The organism is Noviherbaspirillum agri (assembly GCF_054780595.1).
On the sequence record NZ_BAAGWA010000018.1, the window covers coordinates 33133 to 56911 of the forward strand.

Annotated in this window: 21 protein-coding genes; 3 read left to right on the plus strand and 18 right to left on the minus strand. The window is 58.1% G+C overall.

Annotated features, from left to right (window positions below):
- Positions 1–74 precede the first annotated feature (74 nt).
- From ltrA to ACYVIA_RS20330, 8 genes are all read right to left on the minus strand, one after another.
- On the minus strand, positions 75–1778 hold the full coding sequence (ltrA, locus tag ACYVIA_RS20295) for a group II intron reverse transcriptase/maturase (protein WP_460843995.1): 1704 nt from the start codon (positions 1776–1778) through the stop codon (positions 75–77).
- A 1187-nt stretch (positions 1779–2965) separates the two neighbouring features.
- Positions 2966–3568 (minus strand): class I SAM-dependent methyltransferase, encoded by a 603-nt coding sequence (locus tag ACYVIA_RS20300; protein ID WP_460843996.1) that lies wholly within the window; start codon positions 3566–3568, stop codon positions 2966–2968.
- A gap of 30 nt (positions 3569–3598) precedes the next feature.
- Positions 3599–4801 (minus strand): tryptophan--tRNA ligase, encoded by a 1203-nt coding sequence (locus ACYVIA_RS20305; protein ID WP_460843997.1) that lies wholly within the window; start codon positions 4799–4801, stop codon positions 3599–3601.
- 10 nt (positions 4802–4811) lie between these two features.
- Positions 4812–5468: a site-2 protease family protein gene (locus ACYVIA_RS20310; RefSeq protein ID WP_460843998.1), complete on the minus strand. Its 657-nt coding sequence runs from the start codon at positions 5466–5468 to the stop codon at positions 4812–4814.
- A 116-nt stretch (positions 5469–5584) separates the two neighbouring features.
- Positions 5585–6208, minus strand: a complete 624-nt coding sequence (locus tag ACYVIA_RS20315) for an L-threonylcarbamoyladenylate synthase (RefSeq protein WP_460843999.1) — start codon at positions 6206–6208, stop codon at positions 5585–5587.
- A 48-nt stretch (positions 6209–6256) separates the two neighbouring features.
- On the minus strand, positions 6257–7135 hold the full coding sequence (htpX, locus tag ACYVIA_RS20320; RefSeq protein ID WP_460844000.1) for a protease HtpX: 879 nt from the start codon (positions 7133–7135) through the stop codon (positions 6257–6259).
- Positions 7136–7252: 117 nt separating this feature from the next.
- A complete protein-coding gene (locus ACYVIA_RS20325; protein WP_460844001.1) occupies positions 7253–8089 on the minus strand; it encodes a 3',5'-nucleoside bisphosphate phosphatase in 837 nt (278 codons plus the stop codon).
- 141 nt (positions 8090–8230) lie between these two features.
- Positions 8231–9106, minus strand: a complete 876-nt coding sequence (locus tag ACYVIA_RS20330) for an alpha/beta fold hydrolase (RefSeq protein WP_460844002.1) — start codon at positions 9104–9106, stop codon at positions 8231–8233.
- 109 nt (positions 9107–9215) lie between these two features.
- On the opposite strand from ACYVIA_RS20330, the gene ACYVIA_RS20335 reads away from it, so the two are divergent.
- Positions 9216–10910: an acyl-CoA synthetase gene (locus ACYVIA_RS20335; protein ID WP_460844003.1), complete on the plus strand. Its 1695-nt coding sequence runs from the start codon at positions 9216–9218 to the stop codon at positions 10908–10910.
- A gap of 24 nt (positions 10911–10934) precedes the next feature.
- Here ACYVIA_RS20335 and ACYVIA_RS20340 read toward each other — a convergent pair whose 3' ends face one another.
- The 3 genes from ACYVIA_RS20340 to ACYVIA_RS20350 all read right to left on the minus strand — a co-directional run bounded on the left by ACYVIA_RS20340 (position 10935) and on the right by ACYVIA_RS20350 (position 13329).
- Positions 10935–11960 carry a patatin-like phospholipase family protein gene (locus tag ACYVIA_RS20340; protein WP_460844004.1) on the minus strand — a complete coding sequence of 342 codons (1026 nt, stop codon included), beginning with the start codon at positions 11958–11960 and terminating at the stop codon, positions 10935–10937.
- 109 nt (positions 11961–12069) lie between these two features.
- On the minus strand, positions 12070–12330 hold the full coding sequence (locus ACYVIA_RS20345) for a hypothetical protein (RefSeq protein WP_460844005.1): 261 nt from the start codon (positions 12328–12330) through the stop codon (positions 12070–12072).
- 168 nt (positions 12331–12498) lie between these two features.
- Positions 12499–13329 (minus strand): ferritin-like domain-containing protein, encoded by an 831-nt coding sequence (locus ACYVIA_RS20350; protein WP_460844006.1) that lies wholly within the window; start codon positions 13327–13329, stop codon positions 12499–12501.
- Positions 13330–13384: 55 nt separating this feature from the next.
- Between ACYVIA_RS20350 and ACYVIA_RS20355 the strand changes: the two genes are divergently transcribed.
- Positions 13385–13909, plus strand: a complete 525-nt coding sequence (locus ACYVIA_RS20355; protein WP_460844007.1) for a gamma carbonic anhydrase family protein — start codon at positions 13385–13387, stop codon at positions 13907–13909.
- Positions 13909–14835, plus strand: coding sequence for an Hsp33 family molecular chaperone HslO (gene hslO / locus ACYVIA_RS20360; protein WP_460844008.1), 927 nt, complete (start codon positions 13909–13911; stop codon positions 14833–14835). The genes ACYVIA_RS20355 and hslO overlap by 1 nt, the downstream gene beginning before the upstream one ends.
- 132 nt (positions 14836–14967) lie before the next feature.
- Here the strand turns inward: hslO and ftsB are convergent, their stop codons facing one another.
- From ftsB to ACYVIA_RS20395, 7 genes are all read right to left on the minus strand, one after another.
- Positions 14968–15288, minus strand: coding sequence for a cell division protein FtsB (gene ftsB / locus ACYVIA_RS20365; RefSeq protein WP_460844009.1), 321 nt, complete (start codon positions 15286–15288; stop codon positions 14968–14970).
- 73 nt (positions 15289–15361) lie between these two features.
- Positions 15362–16645 carry a phosphopyruvate hydratase gene (gene eno / locus ACYVIA_RS20370; protein WP_460844010.1) on the minus strand — a complete coding sequence of 428 codons (1284 nt, stop codon included), beginning with the start codon at positions 16643–16645 and terminating at the stop codon, positions 15362–15364.
- Between the two features lie 116 nt (positions 16646–16761).
- The gene (gene kdsA, locus ACYVIA_RS20375) at positions 16762–17616 is read right to left on the minus strand and encodes a 3-deoxy-8-phosphooctulonate synthase (protein ID WP_460844011.1); all 855 of its coding nucleotides are present in this window, start codon (positions 17614–17616) and stop codon (positions 16762–16764) included.
- Positions 17613–19271: a CTP synthase gene (locus tag ACYVIA_RS20380; RefSeq protein ID WP_460844012.1), complete on the minus strand. Its 1659-nt coding sequence runs from the start codon at positions 19269–19271 to the stop codon at positions 17613–17615. The genes kdsA and ACYVIA_RS20380 overlap by 4 nt, the downstream gene beginning before the upstream one ends.
- Positions 19272–19375: 104 nt before the next feature.
- A complete protein-coding gene (locus tag ACYVIA_RS20385) occupies positions 19376–20356 on the minus strand; it encodes a lipid A deacylase LpxR family protein (RefSeq protein WP_460844042.1) in 981 nt (326 codons plus the stop codon).
- Positions 20325–21122, minus strand: coding sequence for an alpha/beta fold hydrolase (locus tag ACYVIA_RS20390; RefSeq protein WP_460844043.1), 798 nt, complete (start codon positions 21120–21122; stop codon positions 20325–20327). The genes ACYVIA_RS20385 and ACYVIA_RS20390 overlap by 32 nt, the downstream gene beginning before the upstream one ends.
- A 170-nt stretch (positions 21123–21292) precedes the next feature.
- A complete protein-coding gene (locus ACYVIA_RS20395) occupies positions 21293–23776 on the minus strand; it encodes a DNA internalization-related competence protein ComEC/Rec2 (RefSeq protein ID WP_460844013.1) in 2484 nt (827 codons plus the stop codon).
- Between the last annotated feature and the right edge of the window lie 3 nt (positions 23777–23779).

Sequence of the window (23779 nt, forward strand, 5' to 3'; positions counted from 1 at the left end):
CTTTCGAGAGCCCTCCCCCCTAAGAACCGTGCGTGCAACTTTCGCCGCACACGGCTCAAGCTTAATAAAAATTCCTATACAGGAACCGGTTTTACAACTTGTAGCCCAAGGCTGTGCACTTGAGCATGACAGTTAGGGTGCAATAATACGCGATTACTAAGAGCATCGGAACCTCCTGCCACACGATATTCAATGTGGTGGTCGTGCCAACCGGTGTCTACGTTCATCTCGTACCCACAGTGCGCACACAAACCGCGCTGGTCGGCATACAACCTCGCCCATTCCTTTCGGTACCGCGCGTTCTTCAACATGCGTTCCTGCCGGAGGGTTTCGCCGTACGCTTCCCATTGCAGATCGTAAGGGTGATAGTCCCCCTTGAGTTTCTTGTGCCGCTCGATGGGCGTACCCGCAAGCGAGTACAACTCCGCCGTCCCTTTACTGCCTTCTCTCGTCACAACGTCCACAGCAAATACCCAATTTCGATCGCCGACTGGCCGCCAGTACTTCCGACGAATCCAATCGACTTTCTTATTCGGGTGCCTGCGCTTAGCCCACCGCATCAGCCGCCAAAACAGCAACGACTCCATGCGCGAGAATGCCTGCTTGGCCACCACGGGACTGTGATACTGCGCCCAGCCCCGTAGCATTGGATTCAGCAATCGGATCAAGTCCTCCTGCTTCACCATAAGGTGATCGCCGATCACCCTCCTCAACTTTTCATAGAACGCCTTCACGTTCTTCTTACTTGGTTTGATGAGCAGTTTTCCCTTGTACTTTCGGAAATTCCACCCAAGGAAGTCAAAACCTTGGTCGATGTGCGCGATCCGCGTCTTGGCCACGGACAGTCGCAAACCCCGTTGTGCGAGGAATGCTTCTATCCATGGCCGGACCTCCGTTTCCAGTAACTCTTGTGAAGCACCGGTCACTATGAAGTCGTCCGCGTATCGTATAACACCGACTTTCAGCTTTTTGGCCTTAACCACACCGAACTTTTTCTCAAGATACGATAGGAGTTCGGCTTCCAGACCGTTCAGCGTCCAGTTTGCCAGTGCAGGGCTAATGATGCCGCCCTGCGGCGTTCCCGCCGTGGTCGCCACCAACTGCGCCCGGTCAACCACCCCGGATTTCAACCATTTCCTGAGGATCGTCTTGTCCATGCGGACGTTTTCGATCAGCCAGTCATGATTGATGTTGTCGAAGAAGCCTTCGATATCCGCGTCCAACACCCAGTCGGCCGAGACCTTCTGGGACATTTTCACAAATATCTGGCTCATAGCGTCGGCCGTTGAACGATTTTTCCGGAACCCGTACGAGTTCGGATCGCTCACCGATTCCAACACCGGATCAAGCGCCAGCAGATACAGCGCCTGCATGGCTCTATCACGCATGGTCGGGATGCCCAGAGGGCGTTCCTTTCCATTCGGCTTTGGAATATAGACCCTCCGTAGTGGCAGGGGTCGATACCGGCGCTTCGTCAACTGCGCAATTGCCGCAAACTTCTGCGACGGCGTATCCCATAACTGCCGGTCCACGCCTGCGGTACGTTTGCCTTGATTTTCGGTCACTCGTCGTACTGCTAACGCTTTCGCGCTAAACGAGCGGGTCAGCCACCGTTGCAGGGCTTTCACCCTGCGCCAGTTGCCTTCCTGTGTCGCCTTCGTTAAACGAATCTGCATGACTCTCACGTTCTTTTGAACGCGCCGCCAGTCAATGGCGACCCATTCAGTGGGGACGTGTGAGGACGCAGAATCGATCGTTTTGTGCTCGATTACTTTCATTGCTGTACCTCGGTAGTGATGACCACTGAGGACACAGCTTCCCCCGGAAGGGAAAGCTGCTTCCCTTCGGGGTCGTTGTATGAATAACTACTTTGTCTATGTAGCCGCGTAACGACTATTGCACCAGATGGAAGTCTGCACGCTTTCGCGTCAGGACAAATCTTGAATCCCTATCCCGCCCATTACAGGCTGGCATTCGCTTTTTCCATCCTCCCATACCCGCTCCGCCATCAGCCGTCCTTGCGGTTGGCTTGCCTGCTTCAATGTTGCAAAGCAGGCGACGAGTCGGGCTTACCACGTTCCCTGCGATACCGGCACGGCAAACTGCACCGTACGCGACTGTTTAGGGTCTGACTATCCCCCGGTGGTCCGACGACGACGTATCTCTACTTTCCACAGAGACACCCAACCACATCCCATTTTAGGCAAGGCCGATAGCAGCTTTGGCCTCTCAATCATCACGGGGGTTCAACCGTCAATTCACATTACGTTACCCATGCAGCCTCGCCTAGCCCCTCGACCGCCTCGCTGCTAGCAGTGTCCACGGCCCCCACTCGCATGGGAACCGTGCCGCTTGCGCGGGGGTACATTGTCCTTGGAGCTTCGCACCCCTTCATTACTGAAGGCGCACGTCCAAGTAGGCGTCAAGCGGTCGTACGCTCGGTCGTGGCATCCTCGCCAAAATGCGACGGGAAGCACGACAAGGTTTCGCAGAACTTCTCGCGATCTTTGTTTGCATCTATCCTGTTGAGCCAATGGCTCACCCCTGGATTCCTCGGGTAGGAGAAACCCATACTTCAAAATATTGAGATTTTGTCGCGTAGAGGCGACACGTTGCACGTCTTGTGGACAGAGATTGCGTGGGGAGCCGAGAAATTCCAGGAGAACCCTAGGATTTTCGATGCCCGCGATAATCCCTTGTGGGCATCGTATCTAGTCGGAGTTCTCTGTTTGCGTTGGGCGCACCTAGAGAGCCGGTGAGAGCAGCCTTATTGAGAAATCTATGAATTCTCAAAATAATCAAGGCTCTACCCACATTTTGCAGGAAGATTCGTATGGCAGTCAGACTGCCAGAGTGGTACTACTTTTGCCGCGTAGCGGCGGATCGCGACACACGTGTCGCACGGAAAGGATTGATTGTAGCGGATAGGTTGCTCCCGTGGGGCAATCCGCCACGGAAACCGCCACTAAAACAGGCGCAATGAACCCGGCTCCGGCGCCATAGCCTGCAAGGCCTTCTTCACTACGCAAATCCGCTGCACGATCGCGGGTTTGGGCATATCGATGAATCCGTCCTCGAACGCCAGCACGTGATGCGCCTCGCCCCGCTGTCTGGCGGCATCGAGCAGTTCGCCACGCTGCAGCAGAAAGAGCGGATTGGAGGGCTTGCCGAAACGCTCATTCCCTTGTGCGAAGGTTTCGTAGATCAATACGCCACCCGGAGCAAGGCTATCGAGGAGATGCGGCAGCAAAGGACGATGCAGATAGTTGGTGACGACGATACCGGCGAAACGTCCCGCCTCGAACGGCCAAGTCCCGCCGCCGCTCAAGGGACCAGCCTCGAGATCGACCTGCAGAGTTGTGATTCCCGGGCCTGCAGCCAACTCCAATGCGGAAACGTCCTGGTCAACCGCCAGCACCTCATGCCCCAATGCGGCAAGCAGGCGGGCGTGCCGGCCACCACCGCAAGCCAGATCGAGTACTTCTCCGGCCGGAATCAAAGGAGCAAACCGTTTGACCCAGGCTGAAGGCTGATCGAGCCCGAAATGCGGAATGGAGGTGCTGGTCACTTGCGGCGAATGCTGCAAACCCGCTACGAACTAGCGGTAGCCGAGGCCCATTGCCTCGCGCACGTCGCGCATGGTTTCCTGGGCAAGCTTGCGCGCCTTGTCACAGCCGTCCGCCACGATCGAGCGAACCAGTGCCGGATCGTCGATATACTTCTGGGCGCGTTCGCGCATCGGCTCCTGCTCTTTCAGCACAGCATCGACAATCGGCTGCTTGCATTCGAGACAACCAATGCCCGCAGAGCGGCATCCTTTCAGCACCCAGTCCTTCGTATCGCTATCCGAATACACTTTGTGCAACTGCCATACCGGACACTTCTCCGGCTCGCCCGGGTCGGTGCGGCGAACACGTGCCGGATCAGTGGGCATCGTACGAATCTTCTTGGTTACCGACTCCTTGTCCTCGCGCAGGGCGATCGCATTGCCGTAACTCTTGGACATCTTTTGTCCGTCGAGACCTGGCAGGCGGGAGGCTTCGGTCAGGCGAGCCTGCGGCTCCACGAGAATGATTTTATGACCGCCTTCAAGGTAACCAAACAGACGCTCGCGGTCGGCCATGGACAGGCTCTGCGCTTCGTCAATGATGGTCTTTGCCTGAGCCAGCGCTTCTTCCCTGCCCTGCTCCTGGAACTCCTTGCGCAGCTCGTTGTATGTCTTGGCGCGCTTGCCGCCGAGCTTTTTGATCGCCTCCTGGACCTTTTCCTCGAAACCCTTTTCCTTGCCGTAGAGATGATTAAAACGGCGGGCGATTTCACGCATGATTTCGATATGCGGGATCTGATCCTCGCCGACCGGCACCAAGGCAGCCCGATAGATCAACACGTCTGCCGCCATCATCAACGGATAGCCAAGGAAGCCATAGGTTGCCAGATCGCGGTCGGCAAGCTTCTCCTGCTGATCCTTGTAGGTCGGTACGCGTTCGAGCCAGCCGAGCGGCGTCGCCATCGACAGCAGCAGATGCAATTCGGCATGCTCGGGCACTCTGGACTGGATAAAGATTGTCGCCTTTGACGGATCGACGCCGGCTGCGAGCCAATCGATCACCATGTCCCACGTGCTGGTCTCGATGATGCTCGGATCGTCGTAATGCGTCGTCAGTGCATGCCAGTCGGCGACAAAGAACAGGCATTCCAGTTCGGACTGCATCTTGATCCAGTTTTTGAGGGCGCCGTGATAATGGCCAAGGTGCATCGCACCAGTCGGGCGCATGCCGGAAACAACACGATCGGGAAACATAGCGAGTCAGTCAGAGAAAAAGGGTCAGGGGAAGAATCATTATTTTCAGCACGGCATGCGCGGCTGTCATCACCGGCACCATCCAGAAATACAGCACTTTCAGCAGCACCAGCGCCATCACGATGAAGAACCCATACGGCTCGATCTGCGCAAATTTGAACGCATAGCGGTGTGGAAGAATACTGGTCAGTACGCGCCCTCCGTCCAGTGGCGGAATCGGGAACAGATTGAAGGCGAGCATGACGAGGTTGGTCAGTACGCCTGCCTGTGCCATGCGGCTGAAAAATTCTTCGTCAATTCCTGCCAAGGCCAACACCACGGCGAAAATCATCCAGAGCAAGGCCATCGCGAAATTTGCCCCCGGCCCGGCAAGCGCAACCCAGGCCATATCGCGCTTGGGTTTTCGCAGATTTCCATAGTCGACAGGTACCGGCTTGGCATAGCCGAACAGGAATGCACCCGACGTTGCAACGTAGAGCAATACCGGAATGACAATCGTGCCGAAAGGATCGATGTGCTTGACGGGATTGAGGCTCATGCGCCCCTGAAGGTAAGCCGTTGAATCACCCAAGTAGCGGGCGGCGTACGCATGTGCCGCTTCATGCAAGGTGATCGCAAAGATCACCGGCAGTGCGTACACTGCGATCGTTCGAATAAGTTCATCCATGGCGGGATTTTATCAGAGGGGGAGCGGCGATCCGCGAAGGCGAACAACGGGGCAAGCGCTTGCTGCCGAAGTGATAACACGGCGTCGCGTGGTTCGTACGTGCAGCTGCACCAGCATCATAGGCCGAACATCGCCGCATCTCCCCGCCCCTGCCGCAGCAATTCCGGCTCGCTGCCAGTCAGGTCGATTACCGTTGTCGGTTCAAAGCTGCACGCGCCGCCGTCGATGATGAGCTCGATCTGACGTTGCAGCCGTTCATGCACGTCGTCCGGCTCGGTCAGCGGGTCACTGTCTCCAGGAAGGATGAGCGTCGTGCCGAGCAAGGGCTGCCCAAGCTCTTCCAGCAATGCATGGGTGATCGGGTTTTCCGGCACGCGCAGACCAATAGTCTTGCGCGACGGATGGCTCAGCCGCCGCGGAACCTCCTTGGTTGCCTCCAGGATGAAGGTATAGGGACCGGGGGTGGCTGCCTTGAGCATGCGGTACTGGCGGTTGTCGACCTTGGCATAGAGGGCGATCTCACTGAGGTCGCGGCACAGCAATGTCAGGTGATGTTTGTCATCCACGCCGCGGATGCGACGCAGACGTTCGACCGCGGACTTGTCGTCGAGATGGCAGACTAGGGCGTAACAGGAGTCGGTCGGCACGGCGACAATACCGCCGTCATGAATGATCTGCGCTGCCTGCTTGATGAGACGCAGTTGAGGGTTATCGGGGTGGATCTGGAAGAATTGACTCATAAAAAAGAACGGCGGTCGCACTCGACCGCCGTTGTTGCATGTTGTTTGTTAATGCGTACCGCGCAATGCGGCAATACGCTGTTCGATCGGCGGATGGCTGGAGAACAGCGCGGCAAAACCGCTGCCACCGCCATTGATGCCAAATGCCCGGAAAGCCTGCGGCATATGCTCCGGCGACTCCAGACCACCGAGGCGCGCCAGCGCCTTGACCATCGGCTGCGGGCTGCCGAGCAGTTTGGCTGAACCCGCATCCGCACGGAATTCGCGATAGCGCGAGAACCAGGCGACGATGATCGAAGCAAGAATACCGAACACGATCTCGCACACGAATACCGTCACCATGTAGCCGACGCCCGGCCGATCATCATTGCTGCGGAATACCGCCTTGTCGATCATGTAGCCGACGACACGGGCCAGGAACACGACGAAGGTGTTCACGACGCCCTGGATCAGTGTCAGCGTCACCATGTCGCCATTGGCAACGTGTGCGATCTCGTGGCCGAGAACTGCCTCGACCTCATCTTTTGTCATGCTCTGCAACAAGCCTGTCGACACCGCAACCAGCGCGGAATTCTTGAAAGCACCGGTGGCGAAAGCGTTCGGCTCCCCCTCGTAAACCGCCACTTCGGGCATTGCAATACCGGCGCGGTCTGCGAGCTTCTTCACCGTGTCGACCAGCCACAGTTCAGTCGACGAGGATGGGGCATCGATCACACGCGCTCCGGTGGACCACTTCGCCATCGGCTTACTGATCAGCAGCGAGAAGATCGCGCCGGTAAAGCCGACAACGAGTGAAAACACCATGAGGGTGCCGAGATTCAAGCCACTCCCTGTCAGATAGCGATTAACCCCAAGCAAGGAGAGAACTACCGACATGACGAGCACGACGGCAAGATTGGTCATCAGAAAAAGTACTATCCGTTTCATTCAGTCACCTCCTGATCTGCAAGCGCTACATAGATTGGATTGTCCGTCGGGAATTTCAAGTGGACACCATGAAGCCACATTGCCGTTACGCAGGCATGGCGCCCTTTGGAATGGCAATCAAAACGACCAGTTATGCCATACAGGCAAGAGACCCGCCGGAAGCGGAGGAAGTGCGCCAAGTTCGGCCGCAGACTCTCCGGGTGCATGGAAATCAGAACCACGCGACGCGAGCAAACCGTAATTCCTTGCAATGGACGCAAAACGACCGTATTCATCGACGGTATGGCTTCCGGTGACGACTTCCACCCCTGCTCCACCCAAGCTTTTGAACTCGGTCAGAAACACATCCAGTTCGAGATCGCTGAAATCGTACCTGCCCGGGTGCGCAACAACTGCAACGCCGCCCGCGCCGCGGATCCATCCAACCGCGTCCTTTAGAGACGCCCAGTGATGCGGTACATAACCGGGTTTTCCTTCGGTTAAATAACTGCGGAACACATCGCTGACGTCCTTGCATACGCCGCGCTCCACAATGTAACGCGCAAAATGCGTGCGCGAAATCAGGTCCGGATTGCCGACGTGTTTCAGCGCACCTTCAAATGCATCGGGAATCCCTGCGACTGCGAGCTGCGCCGCCATGTCGCGTGCGCGTCGCTCGCGGCCGGAGCGAGTATGCTCCAGTCCGCGCCGCAAGTCCTCGTTCGTCTCATCAAATTGCAGGCCGACGATATGTACTGTCTGCTGCGCCCAAGTGACGGATATTTCTACGCCAGTCACGTATTTCAGCCCCAAGGCAGCTGCCGCCTCCCGCGCTTCCTTGATGCCGTCAACTTCATCGTGGTCCGTCAATGCCCAGACGTCGACCCCGTTGGCTTTTGCGCGGGCAGCGACATCCGCCGGTGCCAGTGCACCGTCAGAAACACTCGAGTGGCAGTGAAGGTCAACATTAAGCATGCAGAGGCGTAAGACAGGTTGCGGAAACACAGTCATTGTACGCGCGCTTTCCCATCCTCTGCAGGGCAGCTGCAAAACCTCGCGGTTCTCTTCCCGCCGCTTCCCGTAACACAGCCCGTTGTGCCCGTGGCAAGCGGAGTATCAGTCGAGGAAATCCTCGATCAGCCGGGCCAGCACTTCCGGCTGGTCATGGTGGAGCATGTGACCTGCATCTTGGACCATTGCCTTCTCGACGTTTGCAATGCTTTCGATACGACGGTCGATTTCGACGCGCGCCGTTTCCTTCGGCCCCATCCAGCGCCACGCTTCCGTATCCTCGGCTTCCACCCACAGAACCGGAGCGGTGATCGCTTTCCAGCATGCCAGTACCTCTTCGATGCGGTACAGGATCGGGCTGCTCAGCTTGTGCGCGGGATCACCGAGTATCTGCCACCCGCCACTGGCATCCTGTGCCGCCCAATGCTCGGACAGGAAGGTGGCCCGCTCGTCGGTTAGGCGCGGATTTGTTTTCTGCAGGCGCGCAGCAACAGCGCTTTGTGATGCATAAGGGCGAATAACGGGCGGTGTACGCAGCTCGTCGAGCCACTTTGCATAACGTCCCGGCGCTTGCTCCGGGCGTGTGGCAGGCAGGCCGAAGCCTTCCAGGTTGATCAGCTTGCGAACCCTTTGCGGACGGACGCCGGCATAGAGGCACACGACGTTGCCACCCATGCTGTGGCCAAGCAGGTTGACCGGTTCGGCCGGCGAATAATGCGAAAGAATGGCATCGAGATCCCCAAGATAATCGGCAAACCAGTAGCAGTCGACGCCCGGATTATTGGTCAGGCCAAAACCCCGCCAGTCCGGGGAAATCACGTGCCAGTCGCGCTGCAGGCAATCGACGACGAACTGAAACGACGCCGACACATCCATCCAGCCATGCACCATGAACAGCTTCGGCGCATTTTCATTTCCCCAGTGGCGGACATGGTATTGAAGGCCTCGGACGGGAATAAACTCGGAGCGGGACGTTTTCATGTTTTCCGTAAACCTCATCAATGGAAGAATTCGTCGAAAGCGGCATAATTACACGCTGCCAGACATCCAAATAATAGAACGATCGTTCGCCAATCATACCGGAGAGACCATGACTTCTGCTGAGCGCCCCCAGCAACAAGACCATTACGATGCGTTGTACCGCCAGTTCCGCTGGCATGTTCCGACTGAATTCAACATTGCTGAAGTCTGTTGCCGCCGCTGGGCCGAAGATGAGAAGCGGATTGCCATCCATTACGAGGATGAAGCCGGGAGCACTGCCACCGTCACCTATGCGGAACTGTTTGAACAGGCCAACCGTTTGTCCAACTTCTTGCAGCGGCTGGGCGTCCAGAAAGGCGACCGAGTCGCCATCATTCTTCCCCAGCGTCCGGAAACAGCAGTGGTCCATATGGCCTGCTACCAGCTCGGCGCGATTGCGATGCCGCTGTCGATCCTGTTTGGGCCGGATGCATTGGAGTACCGCTTGCAGAATAGTGATGCCTCCGTCGCCATCGTCGATCCGGCGGGCATCGGCAACTTGAAGGAAGCCCGGTCCACCTGTCCCGCGTTGAAACACGTCATCGCTGTGGAATGCGACGCCGAGGACGCGCTGGATTGGCATGGAGAACTCCGCAACGCCGCGCCGGCATTCTCTCCGGTGACGACACAGGCAAATGATCCGGCTGTGCTCATCTACACCAGCGGCACGACCGGTGCACCGAAAGGCGCGCTGATCCCGCATTCGGCCATCATCGGCAACCTCACCGGCTTCGTCGCGTCACAAAACTGGTTCCCGCAACAAGGGGATGTGTTCTGGTCACCGGCGGATTGGGCCTGGACAGGCGGCCTGATGGACGCCCTGCTGCCGACCCTGTATTTCGGCATGCCGATCGTCGGCTATCGCGGCAGGTTCTCACCCGACACCGCCTTCCGCCTGCTGGAAAAATATGCCATCACCAACACCTTCCTGTTCCCGACTGCACTGAAGATGATGATGAAGGCCTTCCCCGCGCCGCGCGAGAAGTTCGCACTCAAGCTGCGGGCGATCATGAGCGCCGGTGAGGCGGTCGGGGATGCGGTCTTCAACTGGTGCGAGACGGCGCTTGGTGTCACGCCCAACGAGATGTTCGGCCAGACCGAGATGAACTACATCGTCGGCAACAGTGCCCAGCAATGGCCCGCAAAACCCGGCAGCATGGGGCGCCCCTACCCCGGCCATCGCGTCGCCATCATCGATGACGAGGGCAATCCGGCCAAGCCGGGAGAGATCGGCGAAGTCGCGCTGAACCGCACCGACATCCATGGTTTTCCCGACCCGATTTTCTTCATCGGTTACTGGAAGAATTCAGACTCGACCCGCAACAAGTACACCGGCGACTGGTGTCGCACCGGAGACCTCGCGTCGATGGATGAAGACGGCTACCTGTGGTACCAGGGACGTGCCGATGACATGTTCAAGGCGGCGGGATACCGCATCGGCCCGTCGGAAATCGAGAACTGTCTGGTCAAGCACCCGGCCGTCGCCAATGTGGCTGTCGTACCCAAGCCTGATGCGGAACGTGGAAACATCGTCAAGGCGTATATCGTGCTAACCCCAGAAACTGTTCGCAGCAAGGAAGCCGACGAAAAGCTGATCGAGGAACTGCAGACGCACGTCCGCGGCAAGCTTGCGCCCTACGAGTACCCAAAGGAAATCGAGTTCATCAATGAGCTTCCGATGACGACTACCGGGAAAGTACAGCGGCGCGTGCTGCGCTTGAAAGAACAGGAACGCGTAACCCAAGCATCGAACCAGGCGCACTGATGCTCCACTACGGGCACATCCTCGTCAGCTGAACATCCGTGCAAAGCTGAACGAGGAACGATTGCCGAGCTGGTGGAAATTGCGCTCCAACCAGCTCTCTGCACACTGCCGGCCTTCCTCGTGCAAGCCATTGATGAAGGCCGGGTGCGTATTGAGTTTGCTGTGCGGGCTCAGCTGGCTCATCACATCGGGCGATTCGACGACGTGCAGATTCAGATGACGCAGTCGGCGTTCGAGCCGGCCGAACGCATACCAGCCGCGCCGCGCCTCTCGCTGGGCGAGCAGCACGCCTTGCAGCTCGGTGAAGAACGTCGAACTGAATCCCATCTCCGTCAGCCTGTGCCAGATCTCGTTGGCAGTGATCGGCGTCTTTGCCTTCGGGTGGGGATGCAGCAACACCACGATGATGTCCGGCGCGGCGGATTGGTGCAGGAGCGGGAACAGCGGCGGATTCGCGGTCAATCCCCCATCCCAATACGCCTCTCCATCAATTTCCACCGCATGATGCAGCAAGGGCAGGCAAGCCGATGCAAGCAGCACATCCAGCGTCATCTGGCGCTCGCGGAACAGCCTGAGCGTGCCTGTGCTGACCTGCGTCGCCGCAATGAAAAGGCGTATCGGGCATTGGGCACGCAGACGTTCAAAATCGATCTGTCGCGCGATGATGTCTCGCAGCGGATTGATGTCGAATGGATTGAGCTGATAGGGTGAAAAGAAACGCGCCAGCGACAGGAACGACTTGAACGCCGGCGGAATGTCCGAACGCGCTGCCAGATTCGTCGGCATTGAAAGATGATCGGGCGTTACGCTAAATGGGGCATGGCGTCCGACGGCAGTCCAGAACTCCTTCAAGGCTTCCCGCGCACCGTCCCGGCCACCGACAGTCAGTCCATAAGCCAGAACCACGGCATTCATCGCGCCTGCGCTGGCACCGCTGATGGCCTCGACGTCGATCCGGCGGTCTTCCAGCAGTCGGTCTAGCACACCCCAGGTAAAAGCGCCGTGCGAACCGCCGCCTTGCAAGGCCAAGGTAATGAGTTTTCTCGTCATGATTCTCCATCCATGCCCTGCGGATACGAAAGCACGCCGCATCACATAATACGAGAACGGCGGCTCCACACTGCAGTAGGGGATGACGATCAGCGACGTGTCGCCAGCACTACTCTTTCCTGGTGGACTCTTGCGCTTCCTTGCTTTCGTCCTGCATCTTCTGGCCGAGCTCCTGCAAACCCTGTCCGGCTTTCTCGGCTGCCTTGTTCAACTCTTCGCCAGCGCGCGATGCCGCCTGGTCGATCTGCCGGCCGGCCTGTTCAGCAGGGCCTTTTCCCTCGGTCGCATCCTGTTTCTCGCAAGCGGCAAGACCCGCGATCAAAGCACCAAGTGCGATGAATCGTGCGGCAAGTTTTGGGCTGTTCATCATGGCATCCTCCTCTGACTGTAACCAGGCAATGGATCCCGCATCGTCTACGGGCGCTGCGCGCAAGCAACTTCACTCGCTTGCCTGTCCAAAAACAGACTGATGGAGGGGCCAAAAGTTTCCGATTCATTAACGGCCGTTTCGATGCAGTAATGGGTACCCAGCTTGAACTTATTCGCCCAGCGCAGCCAGCTCAGCTTCGGTGAACCCCGCCGCCCGCCTCGCCGCAAAATTGAACGGGCCGCGCAATTGAGGTGCCTTGTATTTTTCCGACAAGTCGGCATACGTTTTGACGGGGTCCAGTCCGCGCGCAGTGCATGCCCAGGCATACCATCGATTACCGACAGCGACATGACCGATCTCATCGCGCAGGATGACGTCGAGGATTTCTGCCGCAGCGTTGTCCCCCGCCTGCGCAAGCTTGGCGCGTACCGGTGGCGAGGCATCCAGTCCCCGGGCTTCCAGTGTGCGGGGCACCAACGCCATGCGAGCCAGTACGTCTTCCCGGGTCTTTTCGGCCATGTCCCATAAACTGTTGTGCGCAGTGAAATCACCGTACTGAAAACCCAGCGTCTGCAGATGCTCCGACAACATGGTGAAATGCAGCGCCTCTTCCGCTGCGACTTGCAACCAGTCCGAGTAATACGCCCTCGGCATGCCGCCAAAACGCCATATCGCATCAAGTGCCAGATTGATGGCGTTGAACTCGATATGCGCCAATGCGTGGATCATCGCAGCGCGCCCCTCGATAGTGGCCATGGAGCGGTGCTTGACGGCCAACGGCGGAACGAGTTGCGGATGCTGCGGCCGGCCGGGAATCGGGGCCGCTGGCGCCAGTATGGAGTCGGTATCGAGTGCAAGCTTTCCTTCCCGCCACGCTGCCGCAAGCGCCTTCACTCCCTCGACTTTGCCTGCAGCTTCGGGCTCGCACAGCCAGTGAAGCGCAGCTTCTCTTAGTTCTGCAAACGGAAATCGGAGGTCCTGGTGGGGCGTCGTGTTCATGCAAGCGGCGGTAAAATGGCGGTTTCAATTTGAACGTTCGATTCTACGAAAATCCATGGCCATCTACCAATTGGGCGAGCACGCTCCCGACATCGATCCTTCCGCCTACATCACCGATACCGCGAACGTCATCGGCAAAGTGCGGGTCGAAGCCAATGCGAGCATCTGGTTCGACGTGACCATCCGCGGTGACAACGAACTGATCACCGTCGGTGAAAACAGCAACGTCCAGGAAGGCTGCGTAATGCATACGGATCCGGGCTATCCACTCACCATCGGCAAGAACGTGACCGTCGGCCATCAGGCGATGCTGCATGGTTGCACCATCGGCGATGGCTCACTTGTTGGCATTCAGGCCGTCATCCTGAATGGCGCAAAGATCGGCAAGAATTGTCTGGTGGGTGCCGGCGCGCTGGTCACGGAAGGCAAGGAATTCCCGGACAACTCGCTGATTATCGGCTCTCCCGCAAAGGCCGTCCGCACACTGAGTGACGAAGACATTGCTCGCATCCAGGGCAACACGGCCAACTATGTCAAGCGCGGCCAGCTGTTCAAACGCGAGCTGAAACGAATTGGGTAATGATGGATACGCTACAACGATTTATTTTTGAGAATGCCGCCGTGCGTGGCGAGCTGGTCGAAATCTCGGATACCTGGAAGCAGATCCAGGCACGAAAAGACTATCCGCCGGCCGTTCGAACCTTGCTCGGAGAAATGCTTGCCGCCGCCGCACTGCTCTCGGCAAACCTGAAATTCAACGGCATGCTGGTCATGCAAGTGCATGGCGATGGTCCGATTCGCCTGCTGGTCGTTGAATGCGATTCAGAACTTCATCTGCGGGCAACGGCGAAAATTGCACCGGATGCCGCGATTCCTGACAATGCAACGCTAAAGCAGCTGGTCAACGCCCATGGCAACGGGCGCTTCGTGATTACGCTCGATCCAAAGGAAAAATTCCCCGGGCAACAACCCTATCAGGGAATCGTGCCACTCGACGGAGATTCGGTAGCCGTCGTCATTGAGAATTACATGTTGCGTTCGGAGCAACTGGACACCAAGCTGTGGATCGCCGCCGACCAGAACGTATCCCGAGGACTGTTGCTGCAGAAGCTGCCGAAAGAAGGCGGCATCGGTGCGCCGGTCGCGGATGATGCCGAAAGCTGGAACCATGTCGTCACGCTGGCTTCCACGCTGCGCAACGAGGAAATGCTGTCGACCGACATCAACACGCTTTTGCGGCGGCTGTTCTGGGAAGAGACTATCCGCATATTCGAGCCGCGTCATCCAACGTTCCAGTGCAGCTGCACGCGCGAGAAGGTGGGCAACATGCTGCTGATGCTGGGTAAAGCCGAAGTGGATTCTGCATTGGACGAGCTCGGAAAGCTTGCCATCAATTGCGACTTCTGCGGCCAGCATTACGAATTCGATAAAGTGGATTGTGCTCAGCTGTTCGCCGCCGACAATCCTTCGGATGCAATTCAGCAGGCGAGCCAGATCAAGCATTGACTGGCGGCGGATTGCCGGTAGGCCTTGCCGGCTCTACCTCTACTGCTGCAAAAATCTGTTTGATGGCTGCCGGGCGCCCCTACGCCGGGCGCCCCTGCAAGGGGGAAAGGGCTGGCTTGTGACGCAGTCGCCCTAATTTGTCTTGAGCTGCGGCTGGTTCGGCTTCGTTGCCGGCTGGCCGTTGGACTCAAGGACCTGAACGAAGATTTCGCCGTCCTTGATCATTCCCAACTCATATCGCGCACGCTCCTCCACTGCATCCGTGCCCTCGCGCAGATCATGGACTTCCGAATTCAGCATCGCATTGCGCGCTCGCAGCTCGTCATTCTTCTTCTGTGCTGCGGCAACCTGATTATCAAGGTCCCAGACGCGCAGCCAGCCGCCTTTGCCCAGCCATAAGGGATACTGGATCAACAACAACAGGACTGCAAGACTCAGAGTAATCAAACGCATGCGGACATTCTAATTACAAAATTGGGGGCTTGCGCCCCCAATTTTTCGTTCACCTTACGTACTTGCGTTTTGCTTACCGCAGGTTGTAAAACGCACTACGGCCCGGATAGCTGGCGATATCGCCGAGGTCTTCCTCGATGCGCAGCAGTTGGTTGTACTTGGCCATGCGGTCGGAGCGGGACATTGACCCGGTCTTGATCTGCAGCGCGTTGGTGCCAACCGCGATGTCTGCAATGGTCGAGTCTTCGGTCTCACCGGAGCGATGCGAGATCACGGCGGTATAACCGGCGCGCTTCGCCATTTCGATCGCTGCGAAGGTTTCGGTCAGCGTACCGATCTGGTTGATCTTGATGAGGATCGAGTTGGCGATGTTCTTCTGGATGCCTTCGCGCAGGATCTTGGTGTTGGTGACGAACAGGTCGTCGCCCACCAATTGCACCTTCTTGCCGAGCGCATTGGTCAGCGTTGCCCAGCCTTCCCAGTCGTTTTCGGCCATGCCGTCTTCGATCGAGATGATCGGGTACTTGTCGCACCAGGTTGCAAGCAGGTTGGTGAAATCGGACGACGACAGCGCCAGGCCTTCGCCTTCGAGCTGGTACTTGCCATCCTTGTAGAACTCGGACGCGGCGCAGTCTAGGCCGAGTGCGATTTGCGTACCCGGCTCGTAGCCCGCCTGTTCGATCGCCTGCAGGATCAGCTTGATCGCTGCTTCATGGTTGTCGACGGACGGAGCAAAGCCGCCTTCGTCGCCCACTGCAGTGGTCAGCTTCTTGTCGTGCAAGATCTTCTTCAGCGTGTGGAACACTTCGGCGCCGTAGCGGATCGCTTCGCGGAAGCTCGGTGCGCCGACCGGGATGATCATGAATTCTTGCAGATCGAGATTGTTGTCGGCATGCGCACCGCCGTTGATCACGTTCATCATCGGGACCGGCATCTGCATCGCGCCGGAGCCACCGAAATAACGATATAGCGGCAGGCCGGACTCTTCGGCGGCGGCCTTGGCGACGGCCATCGACACAGCCAGGGTTGCGTTGGCGCCGAGACGGCTCTTGTTTTCGGTGCCATCGAGGTCGATCAGGGTGCGGTCAAGGAATGCCTGTTCGTTCGCATCGAGACCCATGATCGCTTCGGAGATCTCGGTATTGATGTTTTCGCAGGCCTTCAGCACGCCTTTGCCGAGGTAACGGCTCTTGTCGCCGTCACGCAGCTCGATCGCTTCGCGCGAACCGGTGGACGCGCCGGACGGTACTGCTGCGCGACCCATCACGCCCGATTCCAGCAGTACGTCACACTCGACGGTCGGATTGCCGCGCGAATCGATCACTTCACGGCCAATGATATCTACGATGGCACTCATTCACTTCTCCCAAATTAAAGAAAAATTCAGTACGTGCGCGGCATGTATGCGCTACGCGCCAAATCCGCATGATTGACGGATCCGGCGCCGGATGCACCAACAAATCGCAAAATCGGTTACGAAAAACCGTTTTCGAGGAAGCCCGCTTTCTTCACGACACGATCAAGCTCGATCAGCGTTGACAGCAGTTCCTTCATGCGGCCGAGCGGGACCGCATTGGGTCCGTCGGACATGGCTTCCGCCGGGTTCGGGTGGGTTTCCATGAACAGGCCGGCGATGCCGACTGCAACGGCGGCACGTGCCAATACCGGGACGAACTCGCGCTGACCACCGGATGATGTGCCCTGCCCGCCCGGCAATTGCACCGAGTGAGTGGCATCGAATACGACCGGGCAGCCAGTCTCGCGCATGATCGCCAGGGAGCGCATGTCGGAGACGAGGTTGTTGTAACCGAAAGAGACGCCCCGTTCGCAGGCCATGAAATTGTCCTGGTCGAGGCCGGCTTCTTTGGCGGCTGCGCGTGCCTTGTCGATGACATTCTTCATGTCATGCGGCGCGAGGAACTGCCCCTTCTTGATATTCACCGGCTTGCCGGACTGCGCGCATGCACGGATGAAATCCGTCTGGCGGCAAAGGAATGCAGGTGTTTGCAGCACGTCGACGACAGCAGCAACCGGCTTGATCTCGTCGATTTCGTGAATATCGGTAAGAACCGGCACGCCGATCTGTTTCTTCACTTCCGCAAGAATTTCCAGTCCCTTCTCCATTCCCAAGCCACGGAACGACGTGCCGGAAGATCGATTGGCCTTGTCAAACGACGACTTGTAGATGAACGGAATACCCAGTTGGGAAGTGATTTCCTTGAGCTGACCCGCGGTATCGAATGCCATCTGCTGCGACTCGATCACGCAAGGACCAGCGATCAGGAAGAACGGCCGGTCGAGTCCGGCCTCAAAACCACAAAGCTTCATGCAACTTTCCTTTGCTCCGCAGCTTGCTTATGCGCAAGCGCAGCCTTAATGAAGGAGATAAACAGCGGATGTCCATCGCGCGGCGTGGACTTGAACTCCGGATGGTACTGGACGCCGACATACCACGGGTGAGCGTTCTCGCCGGCACGCGGCATTTCCATGATCTCGCACAGGCCTTCCGTCGGCGTGCGTGCCGAAACCACCAAGCCAGCCTCTTCCACGCGACCGAGGTAATGGTTGTTTGCTTCGTAACGATGGCGGTGACGTTCCGTCACTTCGCTGCCATAGATGTCCGCTGCGATTGTTCCCGGTTTGACCGCGCACGTTTGTGCACCGAGGCGCATGGTGCCGCCGAGGTCGGAATTGGCATCACGCTTTTCGACCTTGCCGTCATGGTTCTGCCACTCGGTAATCAGCGCGACAACCGGATTTTCGGTTTCAGTGTCGAACTCGGTGGAGTTCGCATTTGCCAAGCCAGCCTTGTTGCGCGCGAATTCAATCAGTGCAACCTGCATGCCAAGGCAAATGCCGAGATAAGGTATCTTGTTCTCACGTGCATACCGCGCAGCCGCAATCTTGCCTTCCACGCCGCGCTTGCCGAAACCGCCTGGCACCAGGATGGCGTCGTATTTTGCAAGGTTGGCAGTGCCCTTGGCCTCGATTTCTTCCGAGTCGATGTATTCGATATTGACCCGGCTCTCGGTATGGATACCTGCATGGCGCAAGGCTTCGGTCAGCGACTTGTACGATTCGGTCAGATCAACATACTTGCCCACCATGCCGATGGTGACTTCTGCCTTCGGATGCTCCAGCGCGTAAACCAGCTTGTTCCACACTGATAGATCAGCCGGCTTGGGCGACAGGCCGAGCTTGTCGCAAATGATCTTGTCCAGGCCCTGATCGTGCAGCATCTGTGGAATCTTGTAGATGGTATCGGCATCCCAGACGGAAATGACGGCGTCTTCCGGCACATTGGAGAACAGCGAGATCTTCGCCCGCTCGTCGTCAGGAATACGGCGGTCGGCGCGGCACAGCAGCGCGTCGGGAGAGATACCGATCTCGCGCAGCTTCTGCACGCTGTGCTGGGTCGGCTTGGTCTTCAACTCGCCGGCGGAAGCGATATATGGCACCAGGGTCAAATGTACGAACGCAGTCTCATTGCGGCCGGCACGCAGGCTCAACTGGCGCGCCGCTTCCAGGAACGGCAGCGACTCGATATCGCCGACCGTGCCGCCGATTTCCACCAGGGCGACGTCATAACCTTCCGCGCCGCGGTGGATGTAATCCTGGATTTCATTCGTGATATGCGGGATCACCTGCACGGTCTTGCCGAGGTACTCGCCGCGGCGCTCCTTGCGGATCACGGACTCGTAAATCTGGCCGGTGGTGAAATTGTTAAGCTTCTTCATCTTGGCAGTGATGAAGCGCTCGTAATGCCCCAGATCCAGATCGGTCTCGGCGCCGTCGTCGGTGACGAATACTTCGCCGTGCTGGAACGGGCTCATCGTTCCCGGATCGACGTTAATGTACGGATCGAGCTTGATGAGGGTGACTTTGAGGCCGCGCGATTCAAGGATCGCAGCGAGAGAAGCGGCTGCAATCCCTTTACCGAGGGATGAAACAACGCCGCCAGTGACGAATACAAACTTGGTCATTGCTGAGATGTGCCGGACGGCACGTGCGGGAAATTCAAATTATACCCCAAACCGAGTCCGTTTCGCGCCTTTCGCCCCCATCCAGTCTCGCCCCCGTCATCCGGTCAAGGAGTATAAGAAAACTGCAACTGAAGATAACTCTGCGCGCCCACGGAGTTGGGTAGGCCGCGGATCTCGTTGCTTCTGCGAGCAAGAGAAACCTTTGCACCAAATGTTTCTCCGGCCCAAACCATACCGACTTCCGCCTCTCCCACGAACCGTTTCGGATCCACGGTATGTGGATTACCCTTCGAAAAATAACCGCCTTGCAGTGTCGCGTTGTATCCGACAGCACGTGCATCTGCCCGCAGGAACGCGTGCAGCGTACGCTGGCCCGGCATCACATTGAGCCGCCCCGCTCGCAGCAAAAAGCCGGCGCCGGCATCAGTAAAGACATTGCCGAAACGCGCGGTGACGTTGGGTGTCAGATCCGCCGACGGTCCGAGCGCCCATCTCACCGGTGCCGCCTCTGCGTGGAGGACGACGCCGAATTCGTTCTTCACCTGCCGGCTCCAAGCCTGGGGCAAAGGCTGGTTGATAACGCGATGGAACTGAGTTTGTGTCCATTCGCCGCCGGCACAGGGACCGATGCAGCCGATATCGATCCCGAGCTTCTTCCGGCTGCCATTCGCACGATGCTCTTCCTTGAAGAAGCCGCCAAACAGCCAGCCTGCATAGGGATGATCCGGCGCACCAACCTGTTCGGGGGGGAGCTTGATATCTGAGGCAGTGTACAGTTCCTGTCCGATGCGCCAGCTGAAAACCGTCAAGGCATTACCGTCACGCAATGCGTACCGGCGGGTATATCGCATGCCGCTGGAGTAAAAACCGTCATTACGGTTGAGAAGCAAGGTGTCGTTATCGATGTCCAGCACATGCGAGACCCTTCCGTTATCCCGCACGGCGGAATAACCGGCGAAGGGACAATTGGACGCATCCGCAATCGCTGCACTGCTGAAGATCATCAGCAGAGATGCGGCAAACCGTTTGGGGGAAATGGCGCGCATAAGAAGGTCAGGAATGAAGCAGTGACTGAACCATGCCATGAACAGCACTGGCTGCGGCGGCCGGCGACTCCATCGGAAAGAGGTGGCCGCCTGGAATTTGCATGAAATGGCGCCCCACCAGACGCCGCGTCGCTGCCATTCCGGCTTGACGGCACTCCACAGATTGCGTGCCACCGACAAAGCCTACCGGCACAGGAAACGGCCGCCGAGCCATGGACCCGACATGATGAGGCAGGCTGCGATAGACAGCAGTTTCAGTCTCTCGTGTAAAACGCAGCGTGACGCCCTGCGGGTGAGGCGCAAGACCATGCTCGACATAATCACGTAACACTTCCGGCGGCCATACGGCAAACATCTGTTTTGAGGCGTAATGCTGGTAAGCCGATTCAATGTCCGGCCACAAGTTGCGGCGCTTCTCGGAAAACTGGGCTGGCGAAAATTTTTTGTCGAGCCCGAGCTGCTTGGCCGCACGCAGCACGACGGCGCGCCATCCTGCGACGACCGGCGAATCCAGCAATACCACACAGCGAACAAGGTCCGGCCTCGACTTGGCTGCCATCAGGCTCAGCATGCCCCCCATCGAATGGCCGGCCAGAATGACAGGCTCCCTGTAGCAGGACTCCAGCTCGTCAATCAGCTCCCGAACCAGCGCGGCCCATCCATTGGTTACTGGGTATTTCGGATTGTGAGCGTGCATCGACAGTGCGCGCACGTCGTAGTGCTTCCTTAGATGATCGAAGAAAACGCGATAGGTCCCGGCGGGGAAGCTGTTTGCGTGCGCAAAATGAAGAATCGGCTGGCTCATAGACATGCGCGGAACCTTTTCCAGTCCCACGGGTACTCAAGAATGTTTCGCATTGTAATTGGATACCCCCAGCATCGCGTGAGACGATTGAGGCCTCACTCTAAAAGCTTCGCAATAACAACAGACGGCTATAACCGACGTGAGGCATGATGCGTGCGAACATGGCTCGATCAGCGGCCATACCAGTAACGCGCATGGTCCGTACGGTATTCGGCGACGTGAATCGGCGTGTTTGAACGCGCTGCGCCGGAACCCGCCTCTTGTGCATCCCGTTTTTCCGCATCGACTGCACCAAACCGCAACTGCACTGCCCCGGATTCGTCACTGCGAATCCGCCGGATGCCCAGCTTGCCGTAGCGTTCAAACACCTCGGCCTTTGGATGCCGGAACCGATTCCGATACCCTACTTGGAACAACGCGATCTCGGGCTGGACCGCGTTGAGGAAATCGGGTGTCGAGGAGGTGCCACTACCGTGATGCGGCGCCAAAATGACATGAGAGCGCAGCCCGTCGGCTACGCTTCCAAGCAGTTCTGTCTCCTGGACCGCCTCGATATCGCCGGGAAGAAGAATGGATTGGTCGCCGGCGGTGATCTTGAGCGTACAGCTTCGCGCATTCGACTTCCATTTGCTGCTGTCGTAGCTGACCGGTGCAGGATGCAACATCTCGAATCGGATGCCGTCCCAGGTCCAGGTCTGGCCCGCTTCGCAACGCCGGTGATTCGGCGCCTCCTCCGATATTGGATGTCCAGCCGAAAGCGATGACGACACCCAACCGACGCGGATTTCTTCGAAGATGGAGAGTGCACCACCGGAGTGATCGATGTCGCTGTGAGAAATGATGACCGCGTCGAGAGTTGTGATGCCACGGGCTTTGAGGTAAGGAACGATCACGCGGCTTCCGCCATCCGATTCGGCAGAATACGCAGGCCCCGTGTCATACAGCAAGCGCCGATGTGGTGTTTCGATCAGCAGCGCCATCCCCTGCCCGACATCGAAGGCTGTGACCCACATCTCGCCATCGGCGGGATGGCTCGCCGTATTGAGTGCAAAGGGGACGAGCCCGGCGAGGCCCAGCCAGCGAACCGGCCAGCCAGGGGGCGAGAGCAGCCAAAGGATGCCGGCAAATGCTACAGCGAACATCCACCATGACGGGACCGGAGCGCTCCAGACAGCGGATGGATAGTCACTTAGCAAGCGAAGCCCGTCTGCAAGCAGCGATATCTGCCAATGCGCAAACTGCAGCACACTATCCGACAGAGGCGATGGCAACACGCTGCCAATCAGAGATAGCGGCGTGACGGCAAAACTGATCAGGGGTATTGCCACCGCATTTGCGATCGGACTGACCAGCGATATCTGCCCGAACAACAACATCGTCAGCGGCACCAATCCAATCGTTACCACATACTGTGTGTGCGTTGCGGACCGCAACGCGGCCATCCACCTTGCGCTACCGCCCCCCGAGACAGGTGCATACGATTGGGCTCTGCCCACTGTCGCATAAAGGATCACCGCGACCGCGCTAAATGAAAGCCAGAATCCCGGCCAGAGTACCGCCCAAGGGTCAAGCAGAACGACAACACCCAACGCACTGCAAAGCACGTGTGACACGCTGGTCATCCTTCCCAACCATAGAGCTGCTGCCACCACGGACAACATGTAGAGCGTGCGCTGCGCGGGAACGCCGAAGCCTGCGAGCATTACATACAGAAGCGCGACCAAAGCGCCGGCCAATGCGGCAGCCTTCTGCGCCGGGAGGATCAGCGGCAGGTTCGCCTGAGTAAAAAATGAACGCCGCCACAGTGCGAATATCAGACCGGAAAACATCGCGGCAATCATCGTGATATGCAGCCCGGAGATGGAGACCAGATGTCCGATGCCGGTCCGGTTAAATACCTTCCAGTCAGACTGGCTGATCGCCCGCTGTTCGCCAATGACCAATGCAATGATGACACCTGCATATTCGCCGTCCGGCAGCGCTTCATGGATGCGGTCCCGCAGCAAGGCCCGACCGCGCTGCACGGCATTGCCGAATCCGGGGACAAAATCTTCCAGCCGCCGATTCTTCATGTTTGAACGCTGGTCCGGGCGAACGTATCCGGTTGCGCGCAGGCCCTGCTCAAGCAACCACACCTCATAATCAAAACCGTGAGGATTGGCATTGCCGTGGGGGCGCCGCAAGCGCACGATCAGTTGCCACCGCTCTCCTGGCTGCACCTTTCCGACGGCTTGCAATTCATCCGGGTTGAATTCCGAATACCATGACAGGGCAAGCCGGCGTGGCACGGCAGGCACTTTTTCGCTGCTGCCAATAACGCGTTCGACGGCAAAGTTGAAGCGTACCCCCCGCTCGAAATGATAGGGCAGACTGTCAATCACACCGACCACCGTGACGTCCCGTCCTTCCCACTCTTTTGGAAGCTCTTGCGCAAGATAGTGCTGGGCGAACAAACCTGCCCAGGAAAATCCGATCGCCGCGCCGCAACCCGACAAAGCAAGGATCCGAGTGACCGGTCGCCGTTGCTTTCGCGCCAGCAGGCAGCAGACGATCGCACCAAAGAGAACGAGGAGCAGCATGTTCGCAGCCGGCAACGCTGCCTGGTTCTGCAGCAGCAGGGCGCCAAGGACGAAACCCAGGATGGTACTGCGCATCGA